The organism is Streptomyces sp. NPDC012794 (assembly GCF_042901085.1).
In the GTDB taxonomy this organism is placed as follows: domain Bacteria; phylum Actinomycetota; class Actinomycetes; order Streptomycetales; family Streptomycetaceae; genus Streptomyces.
In genome coordinates this window covers 54,907-77,274 of the sequence record NZ_JBIBCI010000001.1, presented here as the reverse complement: position 1 = coordinate 77,274, position 22,368 = coordinate 54,907, and the positions used below count along the sequence as shown (strand labels likewise).

Here is a 22,368-nt window from a genome sequence, read left to right as displayed (position 1 = left end):
GTCCCCGTACCGTCCCCGGCTCCGTCAGGCCCCTTCCGCGGTCCGGGCGTCGAGGAGCGCGACGTGGCGTTTGAGGGCGACGGACCGGTAGCTCTCCTCCACCCACTCGCACAGCACCTCCACCGACGGCGCCCCCTTCTCCCCCAGCGGCACGGAGACCCAGCCCGCCCTGCCCAGGCCGTACCCGGTGGGTTCGGCGCCGGGGGCGGTCATCGCGTGCCCGTGCAGGTCCTCGTCCTTCAGCTTGACGGACAGGCCGGGCGGGCGGGGGCCGTCCGCGTTCCCCAGGAAGACGAAGATCTTCTTGTTGACCTTCACGACGCCGTCCTCCGGCCCCCAGGGATGTTCCTCCACCGCCTCCGGGAGCCCCAGCGCGAACGCGCGCACCGCCTGCCACTTGCGCACCGCAGCCTTCATCGACACCTCCGGTTTCCGCCGGTCACACCTGCTCGCACGGACAGTCGGCTCCAACGCTAACCTCAGCCACCGACACCAGCTGGGAGGAGCGGTTCATGACCGAGCACGTCCACGAGGAGCCCGTCCGCGGGGGCCGTCCGGGGCGGGGCTTCGACCTCGTGCTCTTCGGCGCGACCGGGTTCGTCGGCGCGCTGACCGCCGAGTACCTCGCCGAGCACGCGCCCGCCGGCTGCCGGTGGGCCCTGGCCGGACGCGACCCCGGCAAGCTGGAGCGGCTGCGCGAGCGGCTGGCCGCCCTGAACCCGGCCTGCGCGGACCTGCCGCTGCTGCGGGCGGACGCCGGGGACGCGGGGACCCTGCGCGAACTGGCCGCGAGCACCCGGGTGGTGGCCACCACGGTCGGGCCGTACGTCTGGTACGGGGCGGAGCTGGTCGCGGCCTGCGCCGAGGCGGGCACCGACTACGTGGACCTCACCGGCGAGCCGGAGTTCGTGGACCGGATGTACGTCGAGCACGACGCGCGGGCCCGGGAGACGGGGGCGCGGCTGGTGCACGCGTGCGGGTTCGACTCGATCCCGGCCGATCTCGGGGCGTACTTCACGGTGGGCCTGCTGCCCTCCGGGGTGCCGCTGCGGGTGGACGCGTTCCTGCGGGCCGGCGCGCTGGCCTCCGGCGGCACCCTGGCCTCCGCCGTCACCGCGCTGGGCCGGGGGCCCCAGACCCTGGCGGCCGCCCGGGCCCGCCGGCTGCACGAGCCCCGGCTGCCGGGGCGCCGGGTACGTGGACCCGTGGGCGCCCCGCGGTTCAGCCGGGAGACCGGGACCTGGGCGCTGCCGCTGCCCGTGCTGGACCCGAGGATCGTGACCCGGTCGGCGGCCGCGCTGGAGCGGTACGGGCCGGACTTCCGCTACCGCCACTACGCCTCCGTACGGCACCTGCCGGTCGCGGTGGGCCTGACTGCGGCGGTGGGCGCGACAGCGGCGCTGGCGCAGGTCCCGGCCGCCCGGCGGTGGCTGCTGAGCCGGTGGGAACCGGGCCGCGGCCCGGACGCCGAGCGGCGCGCCCGCAGCTGGTTCACCGTCCGCTTCGTCGGTGAGGGCGGCGGCCGCCGCGTGTTCACCGAGGTCTCGGGCGGCGACCCGGGCTACGGGGAGACGGCGAAGATGCTGGCGGAGTCGGCGCTGTGCCTGGCCCACGACTCCCTCCCGGACCGCTCCGGCCAGCTGACGACGGCGGTGGCGATGGGCGACGCCCTGCTGTCCCGGCTCCAGAAGGCCGGCATCCGCTTCCGGGTGGCGGCGGAGGCGTAACCCCGCACGACGGCGCGGCCCGGGCGCCCCTTCCGGCCCGGGCCCGCCGCCTCCCGGCCACCCGGGTCGCTCCCGCGGACGCGAGCGAGAACGACCTGATGAACGCAGTGGACGAGATCCTCGAACGGGCCGCCGGGAACGACGGCGCGGTGGACGCGTGGCTCGGGGGCCCTGGCGCTGCGAGGGACGCTGCCCGCGTCCGTCCTGGGGCGTCTGCCGGCGTTCGACGAACTGCCCGTGTGGCAAGGGTGGCTCACGAGCCGGCCGCTGGACCGGGAGATGACGGAGCTCCTCGTGGCCTCCGGGGATGTCGGCCACCGGCTGGCGGTCCTGGACAAGGGGAGCGCGGACGCCGCCGCCCTCGCTCCCCTGGCGCACGACGAGAGTTGGCGGATCCGCAGGCGGTACGCGCTGCCGCTCACCGATTTCGGGCGCTCCGTCCCACCGGGCGTGGCCGAGGCCATGGCCGTGGACCCGGAGCCCGTGGTCAGGCGGTCGCTGCTCTTCGACCCCGGCCCCGCCGCTCTCCTGCAGGACGTGCTCGTCGACGACCCGGACCCCGTCGTACGGGCCCTGATGGCGAAGCCGGACGTGTGGGAACTGCTCGCCGGCCCGGTACGGGAAAACTGCGGGCCGACACCGGCCCGGAGGTCCGCCGGGCGGTGGCCGCCCTGGACGCCCGTCCGGAACCGGAGCCCGAACGGGAACGGGATCGGGAACCGGAACCCGTACCGCCGGCGAAGCCGGAGCGCATCACGCACGCCGACGCCCTGCGGCTGACCCGCGACCCCGACGAGAAGGTACGGCGCTTCCTGGCCCCCCGGACCCGAGCTCCTGCTGCGGCTCGCGGACGACCCCGATCACCGCGTCGCGAACAGGGCGGTGGCGGACCGGAGGTTCCCCGCCGACGAGTTGCTCCGGCGCCTCGCGGTACCGGTCACCGAGCGGCGTCGACCGCCTCGCGCAGGGCCCGGCGGCACAGGGAGTCGGCGTGGCGGGTGGTTTCGGGGATGCGGAAGCGGGGGCTCAGCGCGAGGGCGTGGGCGCAGGCGTTGTCCAGGGAGATCCGGTGGCCGACGGACACGTACACCGGCTTGATCCCGTGCTGGGTGCGCAGGGCCCGGCCGACGACGGTGCCGTCGGGCGCGAGCAGCGGGGAGGCTTCGCCGCGCGGGGCGCCCGGCTCCTCGTGGGTGAAGGTGAAGGGGTTCTTGGCGACGCCCATGCTGGGCAGGCCGGTGACCACCCCGAGGTGGCAGGCCAGGCCGAAGCCGCGCGGGTGGGCGAGGCCGTAGCCGTCGCAGACGACGAGGCCGGGGGTGACGGGAAGGGCCTCCAGGGCGGAGAGCAGGGTCGGCAGCTCGCGGAAGGCGAGCAGGCCGGGGACGTAGGGGAAGCTGACGTGCCCGACGGCGGTGGACTCGGCCACGACCTCCAGGGTCGCGGCGTCGAGCACCACGGCGGCGGCCGCGACCAGGTCGCGTTCGTCGTCGTAGGCCACGTCCACCCCGGCGACCAGCCCCCGCCCGGGCGGGGGGCCGGCCTCGTCGAGCACGACGAGGTCGCGCAGTTCATCCTGTATCGCCCGGGCCTCGGCCTCGTCGGCGGGGGTCTTCACAGTCGTCATGGGGTGCGAGAGTAGCCTGGCGATCATGTTCGTCATGGAGCTCACCTACACCGCGCCCGTCGAAGCCGTCGAAGCGCGGATGGACGCGCACGTCGCCTGGCTGGACGGTCACTACGCCTCCGGCGTCTTCCTCGCCTCGGGCCGCAAGGTCCCGCGCGACGGCGGGATGATCCTGGCCCGCGGGGTGTCCCGGGCCGAGATAGAGAAGATCGCTTCGGAGGACCCCTTCGCGGTGGCGGGCGTCTGCGCGTACCGCATCACGGAGTTCATCGCCTCCCGGACCTCGTCCCACCTCGATCCGGTCCGCGAGACCCTGCCGTCGTAACCCCCCTCAGCGCCTCTCCAGCCGTGCCACCCGCCCCTTCTCCCCCGCCGCCCAGCAACCCCCGTCGGCGGCGCAGTCGACGGTGTCGAACGACCCCGTCTCCAGCGGCCGCCAGGTGCGTCCCGCGTCCGTGGTGACGTCCGTGCCGGTCGGTCCGACCGCCAGGGCCGTGGCGTGCCCGTACGGGTACCAGGCCGCGCCCGAGCGGTAGGCCGGCGGCGGGGTCGCCGCCTGGGTCCAGCTCCCGCCCCCGTCGGCGGAGCGGGCCGCGGCCCGGGGCGAGGCCTGGCCCGTGCGGTAGTCGCCGCCGACCGCGAGGCCGGTCGTGCGGTCGCGGAAGGCCAGGGCGAACACCCCGCGCGCCGGGTCGCCGCCCGGCACCGTGGAATCGGCGACCCGCCAGGTCAGGCCCCGGTCGGCGGAGTGCAGCACCCGCGCGGTGGGACCGCCGCCGGTGGCCAGCCACACGTCACGCGGCCCGGCGGCCGTCAGGCACTGGCCGCTCGCCGCGAATCCGGCCTCGCCGGGCAGTGCCGGCGGCATCCCGGCGTCCGGGAGCACCCGCCAGCTGCGCCCGCCGTCGTCGGTGGCCAGCAGGCGGAACCTGCCGTCGACCGGGTCGCTCACGGCGAGCCCGTGCCGGGAGTCGAAGAAGGTCAGGCAGTCGTAGAAGGCACGCGGATCGGGATTGCGGAAGGTCTCGGTCCAGGTGGCGCCGCCGTCCTCGGTGCGCAGGATCCGGGAGGCCTCTCCCTCCCCGATGGACAGGGCCACGGCACGCCGGCCGTCGAAGGCCTCGATGTCGCGCAGCTCCAGCCCCTCGGCCACCGCTTCGGGCGGCGAGACGTCCCGCCAGCCGCGGCCGCCGTCGCCGGTGCGCAGGACCCTGCCCTTGGATCCCGCCAGCCAGGCCGTGCTGCGGCTGACCGCCGCCAGGCCGCGGAAGCGGACGCCCTCGGCGCCCTCCTGCCCAGTGTCCTTGACCGCCCAGCCGGCGCCCCGCGGGCCCGGTCCGGGCATCGCCGGGGACGGGTCCGCGGGGGTGTCCGCCCAGGCCGGCGCCACGGCGACACCGACCAGCAGGGCTGCCGCGCACATGCCAACTCGCAGAAGTCTCATGGCGCGGGAAGCTAACGCACCCGGCATGCCCCGTCCAGGGCGCCTCCCCCGCCCCTCCGGCCCCTTCCGGCATCCGCTTACGCCTCTGGAGCGATCGAATACCGGACGTATTGAAATCGCCGCGCGCGACTCGGAGCCGTACGGCACCCTTTACCCATACGGCACATACGCTCACTCTGTGCGATCAGACGGGTGAGATCCCGCCAATCGGTGACCCAGCTCACGTCATCCGCCATGCACGGATGTGCCGATTCCGGCGTCTATCCGGTTGCCGGGCTCCACCCCAGGGCCCGGCAGCAGATCCGCCGCAAGGGAGCGAGCCTTGATCACTGTCATCGAGCAGGCCGTGCAGGCCCGACTGATCGCCACCGCACCGAAGGTCGAGACCGTCCCCGTCACCCTCTGCTACGACCGCTCGGACCCCTTCGCCGTCCGCATGGCCTTCCCCGCCCTGGCCACGCTGGAAGGCGTCGAGGTCTCCTGGACCTTCGCCCGGGAGCTGCTGATGTCCGGGCTCCGCCACCCGGCCGGCTGCGGCGACGTACGGGTGCGGCCGTACGACGGCGACCGGACGACGGTCGAGTTCCACGCCCCGGAGGGGGTGGCGATCGTGCTGATGACCACGGGCGAGCTCCAGCGGTTCCTCGAACGCACCTCCGCGCTGGTACCGCCAGGGCTGGAACACCGCTACCTCGACATGGACCACAGCCTCGCCGAGCTGATGCGCGGCTCCTGCTGATTTATTCGTTTGCGGGCGGCTCCCGCCCGTCCGTACCTTCGTGAAGGCCCTGTAGTCGCCGAAACGGAGTAGGACATTGCTCTTCTGAGGTCCGAGACACCGACCACCACCACCGCATCCTCGCGATCCCCGTGACAGTCGGCTGTCTCCCCGCGTTGCACGCACCTTTCACGCAACCTGGAGGCCTCCATGAGTCATGCCCCTGTTTTCGCCACCTGCTCCGACCTCTCCTTCGACTGGCCCGACGGCACTCCCGTCTTCGACGGGTTCCACCTGTCCGTCGGGCCCGGCCGGACCGGCCTGGTCGGACTCAACGGCTGTGGCAAGTCCACCCTGTTGAAGCTCCTCGCCGGCGAACTGACCCCGTCCTCGGGACAGGTGTCGGTCACCGGAAGCATCGGCTACCTGCCGCAGGACGCCACCCTCGACACCGCCCTGCGGGTGGACGACGCGCTCGGCATCCGCACCGCCCGCACCGCCCTGCACGCCATCGAGGCGGGTGAGGCCACCGAGGCCAACTTCGCCGCCGTCGGCGACGACTGGGACGTGGAGGAGCGCGCCCTGGCCGCGCTCGACCAGCTCGGCCTCGCCGGGATCGGCCTGGACCGGACCGTCGGCGAGCTGTCGGGCGGCCAGTGCGTCCTGCTGCGGCTGGCGGCGCTGCTGCTCGCCCGGCCGGACGTCCTGTTCCTCGACGAGCCCACCAACAACCTGGACCTGCGGGCCCGACGCCGCCTCTACGCGGCCGTCGAGTCCTGGTCCGGGGTGATGGTGCTGGTCAGTCACGACCGCGAGCTGCTGGAGCGGGTCGACCAGATCGCCGACCTCCGCGGCGGCGAAGTCCGCTGGTACGGCGGCAACTTCACCGACTACGAGCGGCTGCTCGCGGCCGAACAGGAGTCGGCCGAGCGGATGGTCCGGGTCGCCGAGGCCGACGTACAGCGCCAGAAGCGCGAACTGGCCGAAGCCCAGGTCAAATTGGCCCGGCGCAAGCGGTACGGCCAGAAGATGAACGAGAACAAGCGCGAGCCGAAGATCGTCATGGGCGCCCGCAAGCGCGCCGCCCAGGAGTCGGCGGGCAAGCACCGCATCATGCACGCCGAGAAACTGGCGGACGCCCGGGATCGACTGGACCAGGCCGTCGACGCGGTACGCGACGACGCCGAGATCCGGATCAAGCTGCCGGCCACCCAGGTCCCACCGGGCCGGCGGGTGCTGACCCTGAGCGACCTGCGCCTGGCCCACGGCGCGGGGGCGGCGGGCGAGTGGGAGGTGCGCGGTCCGGAACGGATCGCCCTGGTCGGCGCGAACGGCTCGGGCAAGACGACCCTGCTGCGGACCATCGCCGGGCTGCTGCCGCCCGCGTCCGGGGAGGCGATGGCGCACGTTCCGGCCCGCTTCCTGCCACAGCGGCTCGACGTCCTGGACGACGAGCGCTCGGTGGTGGAGAACGTGGCGCGGTTCGCCCCGCACGCCACGGACAACGTGATCCGGGCGCGCCTCGCGCACTTCCTGTTCCGGGGCGGGCGGGCGGACCGGGCGGCCGGGACCCTGTCGGGCGGCGAGCGCTTCCGGGCGACGCTGGCGGCACTGCTGCTGGCCGAGCCGGCTCCCCAGCTGCTGATGCTGGACGAGCCGACGAACAACCTGGACCTGGCGAGCGTACGGCAGCTCGGCGGGGCGCTGGAGTCCTACGAGGGCGCGCTGCTGGTGGCCAGCCACGACGTGCCGTTCCTGGAGTCGATCGGCATCACGCGGTGGCTGGCGCTCGACGGCGGGCTCCGGCCGACCACGGCCGAGGAGGTGCGGGCGGCCATGGGGCAGTAGCGCCGCCCGGTCCTGACCCGCCCCAGGCGGGGTCAGGACCCGGGTGGGCGGGGTCAGGACCCGGGTGGGGCCCGCGCCCCCGTGGCTTCCGCCGTCAAGGCGGGAGCCGGCGACCACCTTCTTGCGTGATTCTCACCGCTGTGGAGCGGCCTGGGACCCCTTCCAACTGCATAGATAACCGGATGTAGCCGGGCAGAACGATGCCTGGGACTTGGCGCTCCTTGATGTCGCGCTTAACCTACGACTCCGTAGGCTACGGAACCGTAGGTAATTCGCTTTGTCCCCAGGAGTACCCGTGACGATCACCTCTCCCCACCTCGGCAGCTCGGAGGCGTGGACCGACGCCAAGCTGCTGTACGCGCTGGAAGAGGTGGTCGAGAAGGAACTCAACCGCCATCTGAAGGTCACCAAGGACTGGATGCCCCACGAGTACGTCCCGTGGAGCGACGGCCGGAACTTCCCGGGCTTCTTCGAGGACGGGGAGGCCTGGGACCCTCAGCAGTCCAAGGTCACCGACATCGGCAAGATCGCCCTGGTCGTGAACCTGCTGACCGAGGACAACCTCCCCAGCTACCACCACGAGATCGCGACCCTTTTCGGCCGCAACGGCGCCTGGGGCACCTGGGTGCACCGCTGGACCGCCGAGGAGGGCCGCCACGGCATCGTGATGCGCGACTACCTGCTGGCCTCGCGCGCCGTGGACCCGGACAAGCTGGAAGCCTTCCGGATGCAGCACATGTCCGAGGGCTTCGAGTCCGACAACAGCCACTCGATGCTGCACTCGGTCGCGTACGTCGCCTTCCAGGAGCTCGCGACTCGCATCTCGCACCGCAACACCGGCCACCAGTCCGGTGACCCGGTCTGCGACCGGATGCTGGCCCGCATCGCGCAGGACGAGAACCTGCACATGATCTTTTACCGCAACCTGCTCGCCGCGGCCTTCGAGATGGCCGCCGACCAGACGATGCAGGCCGTGCGGGACGTCGTCGTCAACTTCCGGATGCCGGGTCACGGCATGCCCGGCTTCGAGCGGATGGCCGCGCAGATGGCGATCGGCGGGGTCTACAACCTGCGGATCCACCACGACGACGTGCTGAGCCCCGTGATCCGCTTCCTCAAGATCATGGACATCCAGGGCCTGGGTCCGGAGGGGCAGAAGGCCCAGGAGGAACTCGGGCTCTTCATGAACGGCCTGGACGGCGAGGCCCGCAAGTTCGACGAGCGCCTGGCCGCGCGCGCCGCGCGCCTGGCCGCCCGCAAGGGCTGAGCCGCGCCACCCGAGCCCCCGGCCGAGCCGGGGGCTCCGCCGCGTCGGGGGGTTTCTGTCCGGCCCAAGGTTTCCGCCGGGCCGGGGGTCTCCGTCGGGTCCGCGCGGCCGGCCGTCCCGGTCAGCGGGCTCAGGGCGACGGTCAGCCGCGCGGGCGCAGCGCGTACCGCTCGGCCTCCGACAGTCCGCCCCACACACCAAAGCGCTCGTCGTTCGCCAGCGCGTACTCCAGACACGCCGCCCTGCCCTCACACGCCCCGCAGAGCCGCTTCGCGTCCTGGAGCGAGGACCCCGGCTCCGGGAAGAAGAAGCTGGGGCCGGTCTGGGCACACAGGGCCTGCTCGTACCAAGCGGGGGCGGCAGTGGAGTTCATCGACATGTGCCGATCGTGAACGGGCCGGATGGACGTCCGATCAACACCTCATCAACACCGGGCCACGGCCTCGGGCGCCCTCCGGCCGCCGGTGCGGCCGGCACGGGCGCCCCCGCCGTTCAGGCGATCGGGAAGGCGGCCCCGGGGGGCGGCGTAGACACAGGACCTTCGAAGCGTGCGGCGGCCCGAGCCACCGCCTGTGCGGGGGGTGAGGGCGTGGCCGACGTGGGTGAGGATCAGCCGGGCCGCCCGGGCGGCGGTCGCCGTGTCGCCGGCGTCCTCCGGGGTGTGGTGCATCTGCTCGCCGTCGGTGGGCGGCCGGTCGCTGTCCGCCTCGCACAGCAGTACGTCACAGCCCTCGGCCAGCCGGGTCAGGGCGGGGCACGGCGCCGTGTCCCCGGAGTAGACCAGCGACCCGCAGGCGCCGTCGGCCCGGAGGGCGAAGGCCGGGACGCCGTGCGCGACGGCCCGGCTGGTCAGGGTGAGGGCCCCGATCCGGGCCCGGGGCCCGTCGGCAGTTCGTGGACGGCGAAGGCGGATTCGACCGGGCTGCGGGTCGAGCCGTTGGTGAAGAAGTGGGCCAGCCGGTCGGCGGTGCCCGGAGGGCCGTACAGGGGGATGGGAGCGGTCAGCCGCATGTCCGCGTACAGCGCGGCGTAGTACGCGGTGAGCAGATCAGCGCTGTGGTCGGCGTGCGGGTGCGAGATCCAGATGGCGTCCAGGCCGTCCAGCCGGACGGAGCGCTGCAACCGCGCCAGCGTCCCGCTGCCCGCGTCCACCCACACCCGTGTGCCGCCGCCGGTCACCAGGTAGCCGGAGCACGGGTTGTCCACGCGGGCGTAGGGCGTCGCGGAGCCCAGGAAGGTGAGCTTGAGGAAGTCGCTGGTCATCCGTGGAGTCCAAGAACGCGGGGACTAGGCTGACGATCATGGAAGAGACTCAGGACGATCCCGGCGGCGCCTTCGTATGGGGCGAGGCCGAGCGCCGGGCCGCGCTGGGCGACGTCGCGTACCTGCGGGAGCTGGGGGCTCGGCTCAGCGACCAGTACCAGGACGCCACGGAACGGGCACGGACGTACGCGCACCAGCTCGGGCACGTGATACGGGTACTCGCCCTCACACCGGGCCGGCAAAGCCTCGTGGAGCTGATGCGGCTCGTCGACGAGAAGCGGCGTCCGTCCCACCCCCGCGAGCTCGCCTCCCTCCTCGCGGAGCACCAGCGGCCCGCCGACCTCGCCGCCACCGTCTTCGGCCGTCCCGGCGCCGGGACGGCGGACGAGCTGGCCCCGTGCCTCTTCCACGAGCTGCTGCTCCGGAGCGCGGACATGCAGGGGATCCCGCAGCCGCGTTCTTCGCACACCCTGGCCTGGCTGCCTGCGCGGCTGCTCGATTTCGAGGCCGGCGCCGCGTTCCCGCACCGCACGGTCAACGGCTCCGCCGGCGGCTCCGGGACCGCGATGCCCGCCGAGGGACGCCTCGACCCGCCGGTGCCGCGTACCACCGAGCGTTCGGCCCTGCGGAACACGGCCACCGTGGAGGTCCACGAGAGCATCGTCTCCGCTCCGCAGGCCGGCGACTGGGGGCACTTCGACGCCTGGGTCTTCCGGCTGGACGAGGACCTCGACCCCGTGCTGGTGCCCGCTCTGCTGCCGGCGCTGCCGATGCCCTGCACCGAGGTCGGGCCGACGGGCCGCTTCGAGGTCGCGCTCAGCCCGCTCGGCGAGGTCTGGCGGCTGCTCTTCGCCACCGCCTCGATGGGCGGGGTGTACGGAGGGGGCGTCGGAGGAGCCTACGGACGGATGTGGGCGTGGCGCTCGATGGCGGGCCTGGCCGGCGCCCCGGCGGGCGCCGGCGCGGAAGAGGCGGAGCGCCTGGCACGCGAGACGACCTGGTTCCGCTTCGAGGCCGACTCGGAGTGGTTCCACAACGAGATCGGCTGCGACTTCGGCATCGCCGCCCTCTCCCCGGACCACCGCCGCCTCGCGGTCCTCGCGGCCACCGACACGGACTAACGGGCCGGGGCCGCGGCCCGCTCGAGCCAGCGGGCGAGGGTGTCGAAGTCCGCGTCCGTCAGACCCGTGCGGGGGTCGACGCGGTGCAGGAGGGCGGGGGCCGGGTGACGGGCCGCCGCCCAGGCCCGGTCGGCGGTGGTGATCTCGTCGTCCGCCCAGGCGAACGGGCGCCCGGCCGCCCGGGCCAGGAGCGGCCGGGTCTTCCAGTGGAGGCCGTCCCGGCCCTCGTCGTCGGAGGGCTCGGGCCAGTCGACCACCGGCAGGCGGGGCAGGCCCAGGCGCGGGGAGAGGATCTCGTTGGCCTCGTCCGCCCAGGTCGTGGCCCACACCAGCTCGCACGGCAGGGCGAGCAGCCGGGGCCCGAGGGCGGGGTCGAGCCTGGCCAGCAGGGGGTTGCCGGACCCCTCCCAGGGGTCGGCGGCCGTGGGGTAGCCCGTCCCGCCGAAGGGGATCAGCGGGCCGTCCACATCGAGGAAGAGCAAGGGGTGCGGGGAAGGAGCGGACATGCCGCCAGGCTAAGGCCAGCCTTCAGTCCTCGTGCTTCGCCCGGCTCGGCTGGACCCGTTTCGGTTCGCCCGGCATCTTCGGGTAGTCCGGCGGATACGGCATGTCCCGAAGGCCGTGCTCGTGCTCGTCCCGGGCCGCGAGTTCCAGTACGGCGTCCAGGCTGAAGGCGTGCTCGTCCATGTCGGCGTGCAGGTCGCCCAGTTCGGCGAAGCGGGCCGGCATCGTCACGATGTCGAAGTCGCGCGGCTCCGCGTCGTCCACCTCGTCCCAGCGCAGCGGCGCCGAGACCGGGGCGTGCGGGCGGGGGCGGACCGAGTACGCCGAGGCGATGGTCCGGTCACGCGCCGTCTGGTTGTAGTCGACGAAGATCCGCTCGCCACGTTCCTCCTTCCACCAGGCCGTGGTGACCTTGCCGGGCATCCGCCGCTCCAACTCCCGGCCCAGGGCGATCGCGCAGCGGCGGACCTCGGTGAAGGTCCAGCGCGGTGCGATCGGGACGAAGACGTGCAGGCCCCGGCCACCGGAGGTCTTGGGCCAGCCGCGCAGCCCCAGCTCGTCCAGCAGCGCCCGCAGTTCGTGCGCGGCCGCCACCGCGTGGTGGTAGTCGGTGCCCGGCTGCGGGTCGAGGTCGATGCGCAGTTCGTCCGGCCGGTCGGTGTCATCCCGGCGCACCGGCCAGGGGTGAAAGGTCAGGCAGCCCAGGTTGGCGGCCCACAGGACGGCGGCCGGCTCGGTCGGGCAGATCTCGTCGGCCGTACGGCCGCTTGGGAAGGCGATGTGCGCGGTGGGAATCCAGTCGGGCAGGTTCTTCGGGGCCCGCTTCTGGAAGAAGGACTCCCCCTCCACTCCGTCCGGGTACCGCTCCAGGGTGGTGGGACGGTTGCGCAGGGCGCGGGTGATCCCGTCCGCGACGGCCAGGTAGTACTCGGCGACGTCCCGCTTGGTGAGGCCCCGCTCCGGGAAGTACACCTTGTCCGGGCTGGACAGCCGTACCGCCCGCCCGCCCGCCTCCAGCTCGATCGCACCACCCGAAGCACCCATGTGCGCCACGGTAGGCGTGCGCGGCCGGCCGCGCACACCGGGCGGGCCCGGACGTACCGCCGCAGAATCCTGTGTATGGATCTGCCGGTGATGCCGCCCGTGAAGCCGATGCTCGCCAAGTCGGTGAGCGCGATCCCGCCGGGCATGCAGTACGAGGCCAAGTGGGACGGCTTCCGGGCGATCGTGTACCGCGACGGGGCGGAGGTGGAGATCGGGAGCCGTACCGGCAAGAGCCTGGTGCGGTACTTCCCCGAGCTGGTGGCGGCGCTGAAGGAGAGCCTGCCGCCCCGCTGCGTGGTCGACGGGGAGATCGTGATCGTCCACGGCGGCCGGCTCGACTTCGACCGGCTCAGCGAGCGGATCCACCCCGCGGCCTCCCGGGTGAAACTGCTGGCCGAGACCACTCCGGCCAGCTTCGTCGCCTTCGATCTGCTCGCGCTCGGCGACGACTCCATGCTCGCCACCCCGCTCGCCGAACGCCGCAGCGCCCTGGTCCGCGTACTCTCCACAGCTCGGCCCCCCGTCCACGTCGCGCCCGCGACCACGGATGCCGCGCTCGCGCGGGAGTGGTTCGAGCGGTTCGAAGGCGCCGGGCTCGACGGGGTCGTCGCGAAACCCCTCGATCTCCCCTACCGGCCCGACGCCCGTCTGATGTTCAAGATCAAGCACGAGCGTACGGCCGATGTCGTCCTCGCCGGTTTCCGTTTCCACAAGAGCGGTCCGATCGTCGGATCGCTGCTGCTCGGCCTGTACGACGACCACGGCGCCCTCCAGCACGTGGGCGTCTGCGCGGCCTTCCCGATGAAGCGCCGGGCCGAACTGGTCACGGAGCTCGAATCCCTGCGGATGCCGGACGTCGAAGGCCACCCGTGGGCCTCCTGGACCGAGGAGTCCGCGCACGAGAGCGCCCGGCTGCCCGGCGCCCAGAGCCGCTGGACCGGGAAGAAGGACCTCTCCTGGGTGCCGCTGCGCCCCGAGCGGGTCTGCGAGGTCCGGTACGACCACATGGAGGGCGACCGCTTCCGCCACACCGCGCAGTTCGCCCGCTGGCGCCCCGACCGCACCCCCGAGAGCTGCACGTACGCCCAGCTTGACGAAGTGGCGGGCTACGACCTGGACGAGGTCCTCGGCTTGAAGGACACGTAGACACGCCCGGTTTCCCGTTCTCTCAACCGTGATCGCTTGACCCCGGGGTCGCGGACTCGGGAGCATCGAACGCGGCGCTCCACCGCACGGGAGAGGGGAACCGGAAGCCATGAAGGTGACCAAGCTGATCAGCACCTGTGACCTCAAGGACTGCCCGACGCTCTACGCGACCGACAGGGGCACCTTCCTCGTCCAAGGGGAGACCCCTACCGACCACGGACTCCAGATTCCCGCTCATGAAACCCTCGTGGAGATCCCCGTCGAGTTGATCAAGAAGGCCATTGCCGATGGCCTCATCTAGCACCCTCGCCGAACTCTTCGAGCGGTTCCGGCACGAGGCGTTCCGCCTGGAGACCCTGGACGACTACAGCGGCTCCGGGAACGTGGACGTCTACCGGGCGTTCCAGGCCGGCCAGCCGCAGCCGGAGGGATACAACGCCGGTTGGGTCGAAGAACTCCGGGGACTCGTCCACGAGGGCAAGCGGGTGTACCGCGTGCACGTCCTCAAACGGCCCCTCACGGACTACCTCCGCTTCGAACTGGGGTGGGGCTACCGGACGAACATGACCGGCGGGGAAGAGTTCTTCATCCTCGACGTGACGGAAGCACCGAACCCGCTCGAAGGTGCTCCCGACTTCTGGCTCTTCGACTCCACGGACACGGCCGTCATGAGCTACGACGGCCAAGGCGCTTTCCAGGGCGCCCAGGTGCTGCCAGCCACCGAAGCGGAGCGGTTCGTCGCCTACCGGGAAACGGCACTCGCGCACGCGGAGCCGTTCACCGACTGGTGGGCCAAGTACGGCGAGTGAACAAAGTACAGCTTGGGGCCACGCTGCGGGCACTGCGAGAAGCATCCGGAAAGGAAGCCAAAGCGGTAGCCCGTAGCGCCCTCATGTCTCCGTCCAAGCTTTCCAAGATTGAGAACGCCAACCTCCTGCCGAGCGCCACGGACGTTGAACGCATCCTCACGGCCCTCGGAGTATCCGACGCCATCAAGGCTGAGTACACAGAAGCAGCCCGCGCAGCCACCACAGAGGCCACCGCATGGCGCCTCCTCAAACGGGCCGGCATTCACAAGGGCCAGCAGGCCACGAAGGCCCTCGAAGCTCAGATGGCCACGCTCAAACTCTTCCAACCCGCCCTGGTCCCCGGACTACTTCAGACACCCGAGTACATCCGGGCCATCCTTCAGCGCCACAACCTGAGCGAGGACGCCCTCACCCGCACCATCAGCGGACGGCTTGAACGGCAAGCCGTGCTGTTCGACAGCACGAAGAAGCTCCGCTTCGTCATCACCGAACCCGTGCTCCGGTGGCGGATCGTCTCGCCGCAGATGATGGCCGCACAACTCGACCGGATCGTCTCCGTGTCCCGCTTGGCTCACGTAGACATCAGCGTCGTACCGCTATCCGCCCCACAGACGGACATCGCCAACCACGCCTTCGTCATCCGTGACGACCGGATGGTGACCGTCGAAACGGTGCACGCTGAGATAGTCGTAACCGATCCGCGAGACGTAGAGGTGTACGTCCGCAAGTTCGAGGGGTTCGAGGAAACAGCCCTGTCGGGGGACGGAATGCGGAGCCTCGTCGAGAGCGTCCGAGACGGATTTTTGACGGAACAGGAAACAGGCTAGGAACGTTGATCTCCACTGGTCACTATTGCTGCCGACGCAGCGACGGCGGACCGCGAGGGGTGCGACATGGCAAAGGCGAAGCAGGAGCAGGTTCCGGAGTTCGACCGGGACGAGTGGGAGTACCTGACCTACGCCCCCGGGCGCACGTGCTCCGCCTGTTCCCGGACGGTGAAGCCGCTCGAACCCGTCCGCCGGGGAACGGTCGATCGCTCCTCGGGTGCACCCGCCGTCGTCTACCGGCACAACAAGTGCCCCAGCGCTCGGAGCGCGGTGGCCTGACAGTGGACATGCAGACCTGGCGAGACGGCCGCACCAAGGCCACGGGCGCCGCCGAATCCATACGCGCCGCCCTCGCCGCTCTCGGCATCCCTGAGGCCGCATGGAGCGGCATACGCCCCACGGTCACCTACAACGGCCTCCCGTACGTGCATCTGGGGATGTTGCCCGCTGACGTGGTGGAGCAGATCGCCGAGGCCATGAGGGTCACGGAGACTTCCGCCCACTGAGGGCGGGAGACGGCCTCACGGGGCCGTCAGATGATCAGGAAGGGCAACGATGACCGACCTGTACGCGCTCGACATCGACACGGCCGCCTTCTCCAAGGCGTGCGGCGGCAGCACCCACCCGGACGGCGAGGCGTGCGTGACCCTCGCCAAGATCGGCCCGGACGCGTGGGAAGCATTTCGATCATCCGGTGAGGGACATCGACCGGCGACCAAGTCCTACGGTCGGCGACGTTAGAAACGAGCGGCACCGTGTCGGGCACTGGCCGCCAGTTGCCCTTGCTTCCCGTGACCCGATAGCCGTACGGGATCGTCCACATGGAGGGCGACCGCTTCCGCCACACCGCGCAGTTCGCCCGCTGGCGCCCCGACCGCACCCCCGGGAGCTGCACGTACGCCCAACTGGAGGAGGTCGTCGGCTACGACCTCGCCGAGGTGCTGGGCACTCCCGGCTGAGGGGCCGTCCCCAGGTGAGCCGCCCGCCCGCCGCGGGGCGGCGCGGTGAGCTCCTCCCACTCCGCACGGCACGGCCCCACCGCGTGCGGCACCCAGCCGGGCCGGTCCGCGAGCCAGCGCGCCACCCGCGCCCGGACCGCGGGGTCCGCGTAGGCCCGCCCGGGCGCCTCGGCCAGGTGCCGCACCCTGGCCCGCGCCCGCATCACCTCCGGGTCCTCCAGCGCGCACTCGAACAGCGCGGCCGCCTCCCGCGCCCTGGCCGCCGCCCCGCACGCACGGCCCGCTCCCCCGGCCGCGAGCCGCTCCCCGACCGCCGCGTCGGCCCCGACCTGGAGGTCGAACCAGGGCTTCAGCGTGCGCAGCGCCCAGCCGTGGTACCCGGCGGCAAAGTCGGCGGACCCCGTGTTCCGGTGCGCCGTCCGGGCCACCCGGTCGGCCGCCCACAGCGCGAGTGACGTCCCCTGCCCCAGGGTCGGGTTGGTGTGGGTGAGCGCGTCCCCGACGGGCACCATCCCGGTCACCACCGGGCCCCGCCCGTCGGCGAGGGGGCTCCACCGGTTGTCCAGACCGGCGGTGGCCAGTACCCCCGACAGCGGCTCGGCGCCCAGCTCCAGCCAGGCCGCGCCGGGCGGGAAGGTCCGGGCGGCGGCCTCGAAGACGGCCGGGTCGCGCAGGGCGGCTCGGGTGGGGTCCCCGGTGTGCGCGAACACGGTGACGGCGAAGACCCGGTTGTCGGACGGGAAGACCGCGCAGCCCGCGAAGGCCCCGCCGGTCACCGTCCACGGCCGGCGCGGCCCCTCCTCGGTCCCCCCGGGCAGCCGGTACCAGCGGCAGAAGTACGCGAGGCCCGTGCGGTGCCGCTCGACGGGGGCCGGGCGGCAGCCGGCCCCGGCCAGCAGGCCGCAGGAGCCTCCGCGCCGGCCTGCCGCGTCCACCACGAGGTCACCCGCGTAGGTGCCGCCCGGGGTGGTGACGCCGGTGACCCTGACCCACGGCTTCGCGCGGGTCTCCCGCTCCGCGGTCAGGCCGGCGACCGGCTCCCCGTACCGCACCAGCACGCCGGGCTCCGCGCGCAGGGCGCCGGCCAGGGCGCTCTCCAGCACGATACGGCGGGCCTGGACCGTGACCAGGTCCTCGTCGCCCGGGCGCGCGGGAGGCCGTACGTCGAACCAGTCGAGCTCGTGCCGCTCGCGGGCGCCGAGCCGGAGCATCTCGGCGTGTACGTCGGGCAGTTCGGCGCGCAGCAGCTTGCGGGCGGCGCCGAGCAGGACGTGCGGCTGGGCCGCCTGGGGTACGGAGGGGCGGCGCCAGCCGAAGAAGTCGCGGTCGAGGGCGGTGCCGGGGGCGCGGGTGTCGCGTTCGAAGACCTCGGCGGTGTGTCCCCGGCGGGCCGAGAGGAGGGCGGTCGCGAGCCCCGCGATGCCCCCGCCGATGACCAGCACATGTGCCATGGCGTCCCCCGTACCGGCGTTCCGTATGACGATCTGACCGTGCAGAGCTTGCACGAGCACACCCCGGCCGAAACTCGCACACGCGTCCGGGACCGGCCGGAAGGGGCCGTCCCGCGGGCAGCCCCGCCACCCGACCGGCGAAAATGACCCCATGGCCAGCCCACACGAGCACGCACCCGCCGCCGCGTCCCGTACCGAAGCCGGATCCCCGCCCCAGCGGGCCGTCCCGCAGCCCAACGCGATCGTCGGCGTCGGCCTGATCGTGCTCGGCCCCGACGGCCGCGTCCTGCTCGGCCGGGCCCACGACGGCAACTGGGAACTGCCCGGCGGCAAGGTCGATCCCGGGGAGGACTTCGAGCGGACCGCCGCCCGGGAGCTCGCCGAGGAGACCTCCCTGCGGGCCGACCCCGCGGACATCGAGCTGCTGGCCGTCCAGATCTCCGCGCACCCCACGCCGCCGACCCGGGTGACGGTGGCCGCGCTCACCCGCTCGGCGCAGGGCAGCCCCGCCGTCACCGAACCGCACAAGATCGCCCGCTGGCGGTGGTTCGCCCCCGAGGAGATCCCCGGCAGCCTCTACCCGCCCTCGGCGGCGGTCCTGCGCGCCTGGCGCCCCGACCTCGCATCCCTCCCCCACGTGCCCTCGCACGACTACCCCACCCACCGGCGCTAGATGATCGACTCGATGATCTGCCTCAGGGGTTTGAACAGGCGGGCGCCGGGCCGATGGCGTCCGCCCTTGCGTGCCGGTCGCAGCAACTGGACTCTCTGTTCGGCGAATTCGCGTTCGAATGCTCGGCCGAAGTAGTTCTTGTCGCCGATCAGGGTCTGTCCGGGACGGCGGGTGATGAGGTCCGGTTCGGCGGCCAGGAGGTCAAGCAGGGTCTCGCGTTCGTTGGCCTTGGCTCCGGTCAAGGCAAAGGCGATGGGCACGCCCTGAAGGGTGCATACCAGGTGCAGCCGCAGGCCCCAGAAGAATCGGCTGTGGCTGGCGCAGTATCCGTGCTAGGCCCATCCGGCCAGGTCGGAGCGTTTGACGGTCTCGCGTGAGCGGCCGCACTCCACCGGTGTGGAGTCCACGATCCACACGTCGTCACTCCATACCGAGGTCTCGGCGGCCAAGAAGCGGGCGACATACCGCAGCAGCCCGGCGGACTTGCGCAGGCGTTTGTTGTAACCGGGCTGCTGGGGCAGGTACGGGAAGAGCTGTCGCAGGTGGGAGCGGGCGTGGCTGAGCCACTTGGCCTCGGAGGTGAAGCCGAGCATGGCCTGCATCATCGCCAGCGTGACCAGCTCGTTCGTCGGTGAGCTGCGGGGCGATCCCCAGGGCCGGACGCCAAAGCGCCAGATGCGGAGACGCTTTCAGCAGGTCGTCGGTCTTCACATAGAGTGCCGTTGCGAGGGTGTCCAGGTTGTTCGTCACAAAACGATCTTGGGCGCCCTCGTTCTCGTCTCCGCCGGCACCCTGTGACTCCGATCGTCGGGTGAGTCTTGTCCAGTCACCGGTTCACAGAAAGGATCACGGCATGTCCAGCGACCGTCTCATGCGCATCCACAGCGCCGAGTTCCAGGCCATGGCCGCCAGGGTACTGCGAGTCACCGAGCTCACCTCCCGCTTGAACGTCCTGCCCTTCGAAGACGAAGCGGGCAAGGCGGAACTGTTCGAACAAATCCTTGGCAGGCCACTGCCGCCGAGAGCCACGATCTATCCGCCCTTCTACACGGACCACGGCCTGAACCTCGACCTCGCCGAGCGCGTCTTCATCAACCAGAACTGCACGTTCCTGGACTACGCCGGCATCCGGCTCGGCGAGCGCGTGATGATCGGGCCGAAGGTCACGTTCATCACCAGCGGCCACCCCGTTGATCCCGAGGAGCGGCGGCTGTACCTCACCGGCGCACCCATCGACGTGGCGGAGAACGTGTGGATCGGCGCCGGTGCCACGATCCTGCCCGGCGTCAGCATCGGCCGTGACGCCGTGGTCGCCGCCGGCGCGGTCGTGGCCGATGACGTTCCACCCGCAAGCCTGGTGACCGGCGACAAGGCAACCGTGCGCCGAACGTGGTGACGCCTCTTCGAGGCCACGCCGAGCCCGACTCCGGGCAGCCCTAAACCCTGAACCGCATCGGAAGCCTGGAGTCTCCCCCCGAAGCCAGGGGGCAAGAGACATCACCTCACTCACCGACCCCTTGGAATTGATCATCTGGGCCCGGTCGTCACGGTCGCCGCCGCGACCATCGGCAGCTCGGCTCCGGTACGGCCCGGCGGTCATGGCAACCGGGACACGCCGACCAGCACGGTTCCGGCCAGGAAGAGCCCGGCGCCCGCTGCCATGAGTGAAGGGAAGGCGCTCCCCGACGGGGAGAAGGCGGCCAGACCGAAGAAACAGCAGAGGCCGCTTCCCGTCAGCACCTGGCCTATTCCATGGGGCACGAGCCGTTGGACCCGGGCTCGCTCCCACGGATGGATCCATCCGGTGAGCAGCTCGACCACACCACTCATCGCCACAGCCAGAGCAACCGCGATGAGCACCCCCGGCCCCACGTACTACATCACGCCTCCCCGGCGGCCATCGTGGCACACCGGCGCGCCAGGCAGGGGGCTTGTTCGGAGACTCACGCCCCCAGGCGGGCGGCGCGGACACGACGAGCGGACGGCGGATCGCGGAGCCCCGCTCGAAACCCCTTGCCTAATGGTCAAGAAACGTTGACCATTGCTCGCATGCCTACCGATGTTCTTCCCGAGACGTTCCACGTCACCACGGACGAGCAACTGCGCGCCGTCTCCAACCTCACCCGCCACCGGATCATGGCCGTGCTCCGCTTCGAGCCGGCGACTATCACGCAGATCGCCGAACGGGTGGGGCTCGCCAAGGGGAGTTCCAGCTATCACGTGCGGCTGCTGGAACGGGCCGGCCTGGTGAAGGTGGTACGGACACGGAAGGTGCGGGGCGTCACCGAGCGGTACTACGCGATGGCCGCGCGGTCGATCGTGCTGCCGGATCCGGGCGAGGGAGGGCCGGACGTGCTGATGCGCCATGCGGTGGCGGACCTGGAGGCGGCGCCGCTGGATGCCGAGCGGCACGTACGGATGGCCCATCTGCGGCTCACCGAAGAGCAGTTCGCGCAGCTGGGGGCGCGGCTGGCGGCACTGGCGGACGAGTACCGGGAGCTGTCCGATCCGTCGCTGCCGGACGCGTCACTCGTCTTCGCGCTGTTCCGCCCGGCGCCGCGCGACCGGGCCGAGGGGGACGTCAAGTGACCTCCAGCGAGAAGAAGTTGCCAGCCGGCTTCGGGCGGCTCTGGACCGCGCAGACGGTGTCCTCGCTCGGTGACGGGGTGTCGCATGCCGCGCTGCCGCTGCTCGCGCTGACGTTGACGCGGGATCCGATGACGCTCGCCGTCGTCACGGCCGCCGGAACGCTGCCGTGGCTGCTGTTCGGGGTGCTCGGCGGTGCGCTGGTGGACCGCTGGGACCGCCGGCGCACGATGTGGGTCGTGGACGCGGCCCGGGCGGCGCTGCTCGCGATACCGGCGGCAGCGGCCGTGCTCGACGTACTGAGCATTCCGCTGCTCGCGGCCGTCGCCTTCCTTCTCGGCCTTGGCGGACTCTTCTTCGACACGGCCGCCACGGCCTACCTGCCGGACCTGCTCGGCCGCGACCCGGCACTCCTGGAGCGCGCCAACTCCCGCTTGCGCGGCGCCCAGACCGCCATGTCCGGCTTCGCGGGGCCGCCTGCGGGCAGTGCGCTGCTCGCGCTGGGGCGGGCGGTTCCGCTGCTCGCCGACGCGCTGTCGTTCCTGCTCTCCGCCCTGCTCGTACGTACGCTGCCCGCCGTGCCCCGGCCCGTGCCGGAGGTCCGCGAGTCGCTGCTCCGGCAGGCGCGTGCCGGGGCCTCGTACGTCTTCCGGGACCGGTTGCTGCTCGGGCTCGCGCTCCGCCCGGCGGTCGGGAACGTCGCCTTCCTGGCGGTGGAGACCGTCCTCGCCCTCTTCGCGCACGACCGCCTCGGCATCGACACCTACGGCTTCGGCCTGCTCCTCACGGCGGAGGCCGCCGGCGGCCTGATCGGTGCGGGCATCGCCTCCCGCCTCGGCCGACGGCTCGGCACCGGCACCGCCCTGACCTGCACGGCCGTCGTCGAGGGGCTTGCCATCCTGGGCCTGGCCGCTGCCCCGAACCCGTACGCGGCCGGGCTGGCGCTCGCCGTCTGCGGGGCGGGCATGGGCGCCACGATGGTGCTCGGGCCCTCCCTCCGGCAGGCGGTCGTCCCGGCCCACCTCATGGGCCGGGTCGCCTCCACCTCCCGCATGCTGGCCATGTGCGCCGCCCCGGCCGGGGCCTTCCTCGGCGGCTGGCTGGCCACCGCCTACGACATCCGCACCCCGCTCTACGCCGCCGCCGGCCTCCTCCTGGGGATGACGGCCGTCACGGCGTCCATGACCAGCAACCGCCGGGTCGCAGCGGCGCTGCGTGCCGCCGCCCCGGCCGAGGACAAGCTCGCCCTTTGAATCTCTCCGGCACCTTCGTCCTCTTCAGGGGTGATCTCAGAGTGCGGTACGTGACCTGATGTCCGGTCGGTGCTTGGGTTGGGTGAGGAGTCCTGGTCGGC

Annotated in this window: 25 protein-coding genes and 3 pseudogenes; 19 read left to right on the top strand and 9 right to left on the bottom strand. The window is 72.2% G+C overall.

The genetic code is table 11. From position 1 onward, the window contains the following. Positions 1-24 precede the first annotated feature (24 nt). A complete protein-coding gene (locus ACFY7H_RS00375) occupies positions 25-417 on the bottom strand; it encodes an MmcQ/YjbR family DNA-binding protein (protein ID WP_388932209.1) in 393 nt (130 codons plus the stop codon). Positions 418-512: 95 nt separating this feature from the next. On the opposite strand from ACFY7H_RS00375, the gene ACFY7H_RS00370 reads away from it, so the two are divergent. Together ACFY7H_RS00370 and ACFY7H_RS00365 are read left to right on the top strand one after the other, a co-directional pair. Further along, on the top strand, positions 513-1,727 hold the full coding sequence (locus tag ACFY7H_RS00370; protein ID WP_388930897.1) for a saccharopine dehydrogenase family protein: 1,215 nt from the start codon (positions 513-515) through the stop codon (positions 1,725-1,727). Positions 1,728-2,006: 279 nt separating this feature from the next. Beyond that, complete coding sequence (locus tag ACFY7H_RS00365; protein ID WP_388930895.1) at positions 2,007-2,507, top strand: hypothetical protein; 501 nt, start codon at positions 2,007-2,009, stop codon at positions 2,505-2,507. A gap of 157 nt (positions 2,508-2,664) precedes the next feature. On the opposite strand, the gene ACFY7H_RS00360 is transcribed toward ACFY7H_RS00365, so the two are convergent. Continuing rightward, on the bottom strand, positions 2,665-3,354 hold the full coding sequence (locus ACFY7H_RS00360) for an endonuclease V (RefSeq protein WP_388930892.1): 690 nt from the start codon (positions 3,352-3,354) through the stop codon (positions 2,665-2,667). A 25-nt stretch (positions 3,355-3,379) separates the two neighbouring features. Here ACFY7H_RS00360 and ACFY7H_RS00355 point away from each other — a divergent pair, with 25 nt between their 5' ends. After that, positions 3,380-3,679: a YciI family protein gene (locus ACFY7H_RS00355; protein ID WP_388930891.1), complete on the top strand. Its 300-nt coding sequence runs from the start codon at positions 3,380-3,382 to the stop codon at positions 3,677-3,679. A gap of 6 nt (positions 3,680-3,685) precedes the next feature. Here the strand turns inward: ACFY7H_RS00355 and ACFY7H_RS00350 are convergent, their stop codons facing one another. Continuing rightward, the gene (locus tag ACFY7H_RS00350) at positions 3,686-4,777 is read right to left on the bottom strand and encodes a WD40/YVTN/BNR-like repeat-containing protein (protein WP_388932207.1); all 1,092 of its coding nucleotides are present in this window, start codon (positions 4,775-4,777) and stop codon (positions 3,686-3,688) included. Between the two features lie 343 nt (positions 4,778-5,120). Here ACFY7H_RS00350 and ACFY7H_RS00345 point away from each other — a divergent pair, with 343 nt between their 5' ends. From ACFY7H_RS00345 to ACFY7H_RS00335, 3 genes are all read left to right on the top strand, one after another. Continuing rightward, on the top strand, positions 5,121-5,537 hold the full coding sequence (locus ACFY7H_RS00345; protein ID WP_388930890.1) for an SsgA family sporulation/cell division regulator: 417 nt from the start codon (positions 5,121-5,123) through the stop codon (positions 5,535-5,537). Positions 5,538-5,726: 189 nt separating this feature from the next. After that, complete coding sequence (locus ACFY7H_RS00340; protein WP_388930888.1) at positions 5,727-7,364, top strand: ABC-F family ATP-binding cassette domain-containing protein; 1,638 nt, start codon at positions 5,727-5,729, stop codon at positions 7,362-7,364. Between the two features lie 295 nt (positions 7,365-7,659). Further along, the gene (locus ACFY7H_RS00335; protein WP_388930886.1) at positions 7,660-8,631 is read left to right on the top strand and encodes an acyl-ACP desaturase; all 972 of its coding nucleotides are present in this window, start codon (positions 7,660-7,662) and stop codon (positions 8,629-8,631) included. Between the two features lie 142 nt (positions 8,632-8,773). Here the strand turns inward: ACFY7H_RS00335 and ACFY7H_RS00330 are convergent, their stop codons facing one another. Together ACFY7H_RS00330 and ACFY7H_RS00325 are read right to left on the bottom strand one after the other, a co-directional pair. Continuing rightward, positions 8,774-9,010: a WhiB family transcriptional regulator gene (locus tag ACFY7H_RS00330; protein ID WP_388930883.1), complete on the bottom strand. Its 237-nt coding sequence runs from the start codon at positions 9,008-9,010 to the stop codon at positions 8,774-8,776. 45 nt (positions 9,011-9,055) lie between these two features. Next, positions 9,056-9,894 (bottom strand): annotated as a pseudogene (locus ACFY7H_RS00325) (MBL fold metallo-hydrolase). A gap of 38 nt (positions 9,895-9,932) precedes the next feature. Between ACFY7H_RS00325 and ACFY7H_RS00320 the strand changes: the two are divergent. Beyond that, on the top strand, positions 9,933-11,015 hold the full coding sequence (locus ACFY7H_RS00320; RefSeq protein ID WP_388930880.1) for a DUF6183 family protein: 1,083 nt from the start codon (positions 9,933-9,935) through the stop codon (positions 11,013-11,015). Here ACFY7H_RS00320 and ACFY7H_RS00315 read toward each other — a convergent pair. Both ACFY7H_RS00315 and ligD read right to left on the bottom strand, forming a co-directional pair. Continuing rightward, entirely contained in the window at positions 11,012-11,521 is a 510-nt protein-coding gene (locus tag ACFY7H_RS00315) for an HAD domain-containing protein (RefSeq protein ID WP_388930877.1), read from the bottom strand. The two genes, ACFY7H_RS00320 and ACFY7H_RS00315, sit on opposite strands and share 4 nt — an antisense overlap. A gap of 22 nt (positions 11,522-11,543) precedes the next feature. Then, on the bottom strand, positions 11,544-12,563 hold the full coding sequence (ligD, locus tag ACFY7H_RS00310) for a non-homologous end-joining DNA ligase (protein ID WP_388930875.1): 1,020 nt from the start codon (positions 12,561-12,563) through the stop codon (positions 11,544-11,546). Positions 12,564-12,638: 75 nt separating this feature from the next. Between ligD and ACFY7H_RS00305 the strand changes: the two genes are divergently transcribed. From ACFY7H_RS00305 to ACFY7H_RS00270, 8 genes and pseudogenes are all read left to right on the top strand, one after another. Further along, positions 12,639-13,709 carry an ATP-dependent DNA ligase gene (locus ACFY7H_RS00305; protein WP_388930872.1) on the top strand — a complete coding sequence of 357 codons (1,071 nt, stop codon included), beginning with the start codon at positions 12,639-12,641 and terminating at the stop codon, positions 13,707-13,709. A gap of 109 nt (positions 13,710-13,818) precedes the next feature. Beyond that, a complete protein-coding gene (locus ACFY7H_RS00300) occupies positions 13,819-14,010 on the top strand; it encodes a hypothetical protein (protein ID WP_388930869.1) in 192 nt (63 codons plus the stop codon). Continuing rightward, positions 13,997-14,518, top strand: coding sequence for a DUF6879 family protein (locus ACFY7H_RS00295; RefSeq protein ID WP_388930866.1), 522 nt, complete (start codon positions 13,997-13,999; stop codon positions 14,516-14,518). The genes ACFY7H_RS00300 and ACFY7H_RS00295 overlap by 14 nt, the downstream gene beginning before the upstream one ends. Next, the gene (locus ACFY7H_RS00290) at positions 14,515-15,345 is read left to right on the top strand and encodes a helix-turn-helix domain-containing protein (protein ID WP_388930863.1); all 831 of its coding nucleotides are present in this window, start codon (positions 14,515-14,517) and stop codon (positions 15,343-15,345) included. Before ACFY7H_RS00295 ends, ACFY7H_RS00290 begins: the two co-directional genes overlap by 4 nt. Before the next feature lie 66 nt (positions 15,346-15,411). After that, complete coding sequence (locus tag ACFY7H_RS00285) at positions 15,412-15,624, top strand: hypothetical protein (RefSeq protein WP_388930860.1); 213 nt, start codon at positions 15,412-15,414, stop codon at positions 15,622-15,624. A gap of 8 nt (positions 15,625-15,632) precedes the next feature. Then, positions 15,633-15,851 carry a hypothetical protein gene (locus tag ACFY7H_RS00280; RefSeq protein ID WP_388930857.1) on the top strand — a complete coding sequence of 73 codons (219 nt, stop codon included), beginning with the start codon at positions 15,633-15,635 and terminating at the stop codon, positions 15,849-15,851. 49 nt (positions 15,852-15,900) lie between these two features. Next, positions 15,901-16,086 (top strand): DUF397 domain-containing protein, encoded by a 186-nt coding sequence (locus tag ACFY7H_RS00275; protein WP_388930854.1) that lies wholly within the window; start codon positions 15,901-15,903, stop codon positions 16,084-16,086. A gap of 77 nt (positions 16,087-16,163) precedes the next feature. Then, positions 16,164-16,304: pseudogene (locus ACFY7H_RS00270) on the top strand (ATP-dependent DNA ligase); the annotation flags it as partial. Here ACFY7H_RS00270 and ACFY7H_RS00265 read toward each other — a convergent pair. After that, complete coding sequence (locus ACFY7H_RS00265; protein ID WP_388930851.1) at positions 16,268-17,755, bottom strand: NAD(P)/FAD-dependent oxidoreductase; 1,488 nt, start codon at positions 17,753-17,755, stop codon at positions 16,268-16,270. The pseudogene ACFY7H_RS00270 and the gene ACFY7H_RS00265 overlap by 37 nt on opposite strands. A gap of 151 nt (positions 17,756-17,906) precedes the next feature. Between ACFY7H_RS00265 and ACFY7H_RS00260 the strand changes: the two genes are divergently transcribed. Continuing rightward, entirely contained in the window at positions 17,907-18,428 is a 522-nt protein-coding gene (locus ACFY7H_RS00260; protein ID WP_388930848.1) for an NUDIX hydrolase, read from the top strand. A 2-nt stretch (positions 18,429-18,430) separates the two neighbouring features. Here the strand turns inward: ACFY7H_RS00260 and ACFY7H_RS00255 are convergent. After that, positions 18,431-19,178: pseudogene (locus ACFY7H_RS00255) on the bottom strand (IS982 family transposase); the annotation flags it as partial. Between the two features lie 103 nt (positions 19,179-19,281). On the opposite strand from ACFY7H_RS00255, the gene ACFY7H_RS00250 reads away from it, so the two are divergent. From ACFY7H_RS00250 to ACFY7H_RS00240, 3 genes are all read left to right on the top strand, one after another. After that, positions 19,282-19,824 (top strand): DapH/DapD/GlmU-related protein, encoded by a 543-nt coding sequence (locus ACFY7H_RS00250; protein ID WP_388930846.1) that lies wholly within the window; start codon positions 19,282-19,284, stop codon positions 19,822-19,824. Positions 19,825-20,477: 653 nt separating this feature from the next. Continuing rightward, positions 20,478-21,017: an ArsR/SmtB family transcription factor gene (locus tag ACFY7H_RS00245; protein WP_388930843.1), complete on the top strand. Its 540-nt coding sequence runs from the start codon at positions 20,478-20,480 to the stop codon at positions 21,015-21,017. Further along, positions 21,014-22,267: an MFS transporter gene (locus tag ACFY7H_RS00240; RefSeq protein ID WP_388930841.1), complete on the top strand. Its 1,254-nt coding sequence runs from the start codon at positions 21,014-21,016 to the stop codon at positions 22,265-22,267. Before ACFY7H_RS00245 ends, ACFY7H_RS00240 begins: the two co-directional genes overlap by 4 nt. The last annotated feature ends 101 nt before the right edge of the window (positions 22,268-22,368 follow it).

Excerpts from the sequence above, each read along its gene's own strand:
- ACFY7H_RS00280 (WP_388930857.1), top strand. The coding sequence starts at position 15,633 with ATGCAGACCTGGCGAGACGGCCGCACCAAGGCCACGGGCGCCGCCGAA.
- ligD (WP_388930875.1), bottom strand. The coding sequence starts at position 12,563 with ATGGGTGCTTCGGGTGGTGCGATCGAGCTGGAGGCGGGCGGGCGGGCG.
- ACFY7H_RS00250 (WP_388930846.1), top strand. The coding sequence starts at position 19,282 with ATGTCCAGCGACCGTCTCATGCGCATCCACAGCGCCGAGTTCCAGGCC.
- ACFY7H_RS00265 (WP_388930851.1), bottom strand. The coding sequence starts at position 17,755 with ATGGCACATGTGCTGGTCATCGGCGGGGGCATCGCGGGGCTCGCGACC.
- ACFY7H_RS00295 (WP_388930866.1), top strand. The coding sequence starts at position 13,997 with ATGGCCTCATCTAGCACCCTCGCCGAACTCTTCGAGCGGTTCCGGCAC.
- ACFY7H_RS00355 (WP_388930891.1), top strand. The coding sequence starts at position 3,380 with ATGTTCGTCATGGAGCTCACCTACACCGCGCCCGTCGAAGCCGTCGAA.
- ACFY7H_RS00300 (WP_388930869.1), top strand. The coding sequence starts at position 13,819 with ATGAAGGTGACCAAGCTGATCAGCACCTGTGACCTCAAGGACTGCCCG.
- ACFY7H_RS00340 (WP_388930888.1), top strand. The coding sequence starts at position 5,727 with ATGAGTCATGCCCCTGTTTTCGCCACCTGCTCCGACCTCTCCTTCGAC.
- ACFY7H_RS00360 (WP_388930892.1), bottom strand. The coding sequence starts at position 3,354 with ATGACGACTGTGAAGACCCCCGCCGACGAGGCCGAGGCCCGGGCGATA.
- ACFY7H_RS00370 (WP_388930897.1), top strand. The coding sequence starts at position 513 with ATGACCGAGCACGTCCACGAGGAGCCCGTCCGCGGGGGCCGTCCGGGG.
- ACFY7H_RS00320 (WP_388930880.1), top strand. The coding sequence starts at position 9,933 with ATGGAAGAGACTCAGGACGATCCCGGCGGCGCCTTCGTATGGGGCGAG.
- ACFY7H_RS00285 (WP_388930860.1), top strand. The coding sequence starts at position 15,412 with ATGGCAAAGGCGAAGCAGGAGCAGGTTCCGGAGTTCGACCGGGACGAG.
- ACFY7H_RS00305 (WP_388930872.1), top strand. The coding sequence starts at position 12,639 with ATGGATCTGCCGGTGATGCCGCCCGTGAAGCCGATGCTCGCCAAGTCG.
- ACFY7H_RS00275 (WP_388930854.1), top strand. The coding sequence starts at position 15,901 with ATGACCGACCTGTACGCGCTCGACATCGACACGGCCGCCTTCTCCAAG.
- ACFY7H_RS00260 (WP_388930848.1), top strand. The coding sequence starts at position 17,907 with ATGGCCAGCCCACACGAGCACGCACCCGCCGCCGCGTCCCGTACCGAA.
- ACFY7H_RS00245 (WP_388930843.1), top strand. The coding sequence starts at position 20,478 with ATGCCTACCGATGTTCTTCCCGAGACGTTCCACGTCACCACGGACGAG.
- ACFY7H_RS00365 (WP_388930895.1), top strand. The coding sequence starts at position 2,007 with ATGACGGAGCTCCTCGTGGCCTCCGGGGATGTCGGCCACCGGCTGGCG.
- ACFY7H_RS00330 (WP_388930883.1), bottom strand. The coding sequence starts at position 9,010 with ATGTCGATGAACTCCACTGCCGCCCCCGCTTGGTACGAGCAGGCCCTG.
- ACFY7H_RS00375 (WP_388932209.1), bottom strand. The coding sequence starts at position 417 with ATGAAGGCTGCGGTGCGCAAGTGGCAGGCGGTGCGCGCGTTCGCGCTG.
- ACFY7H_RS00315 (WP_388930877.1), bottom strand. The coding sequence starts at position 11,521 with ATGTCCGCTCCTTCCCCGCACCCCTTGCTCTTCCTCGATGTGGACGGC.
- ACFY7H_RS00350 (WP_388932207.1), bottom strand. The coding sequence starts at position 4,777 with ATGTGCGCGGCAGCCCTGCTGGTCGGTGTCGCCGTGGCGCCGGCCTGG.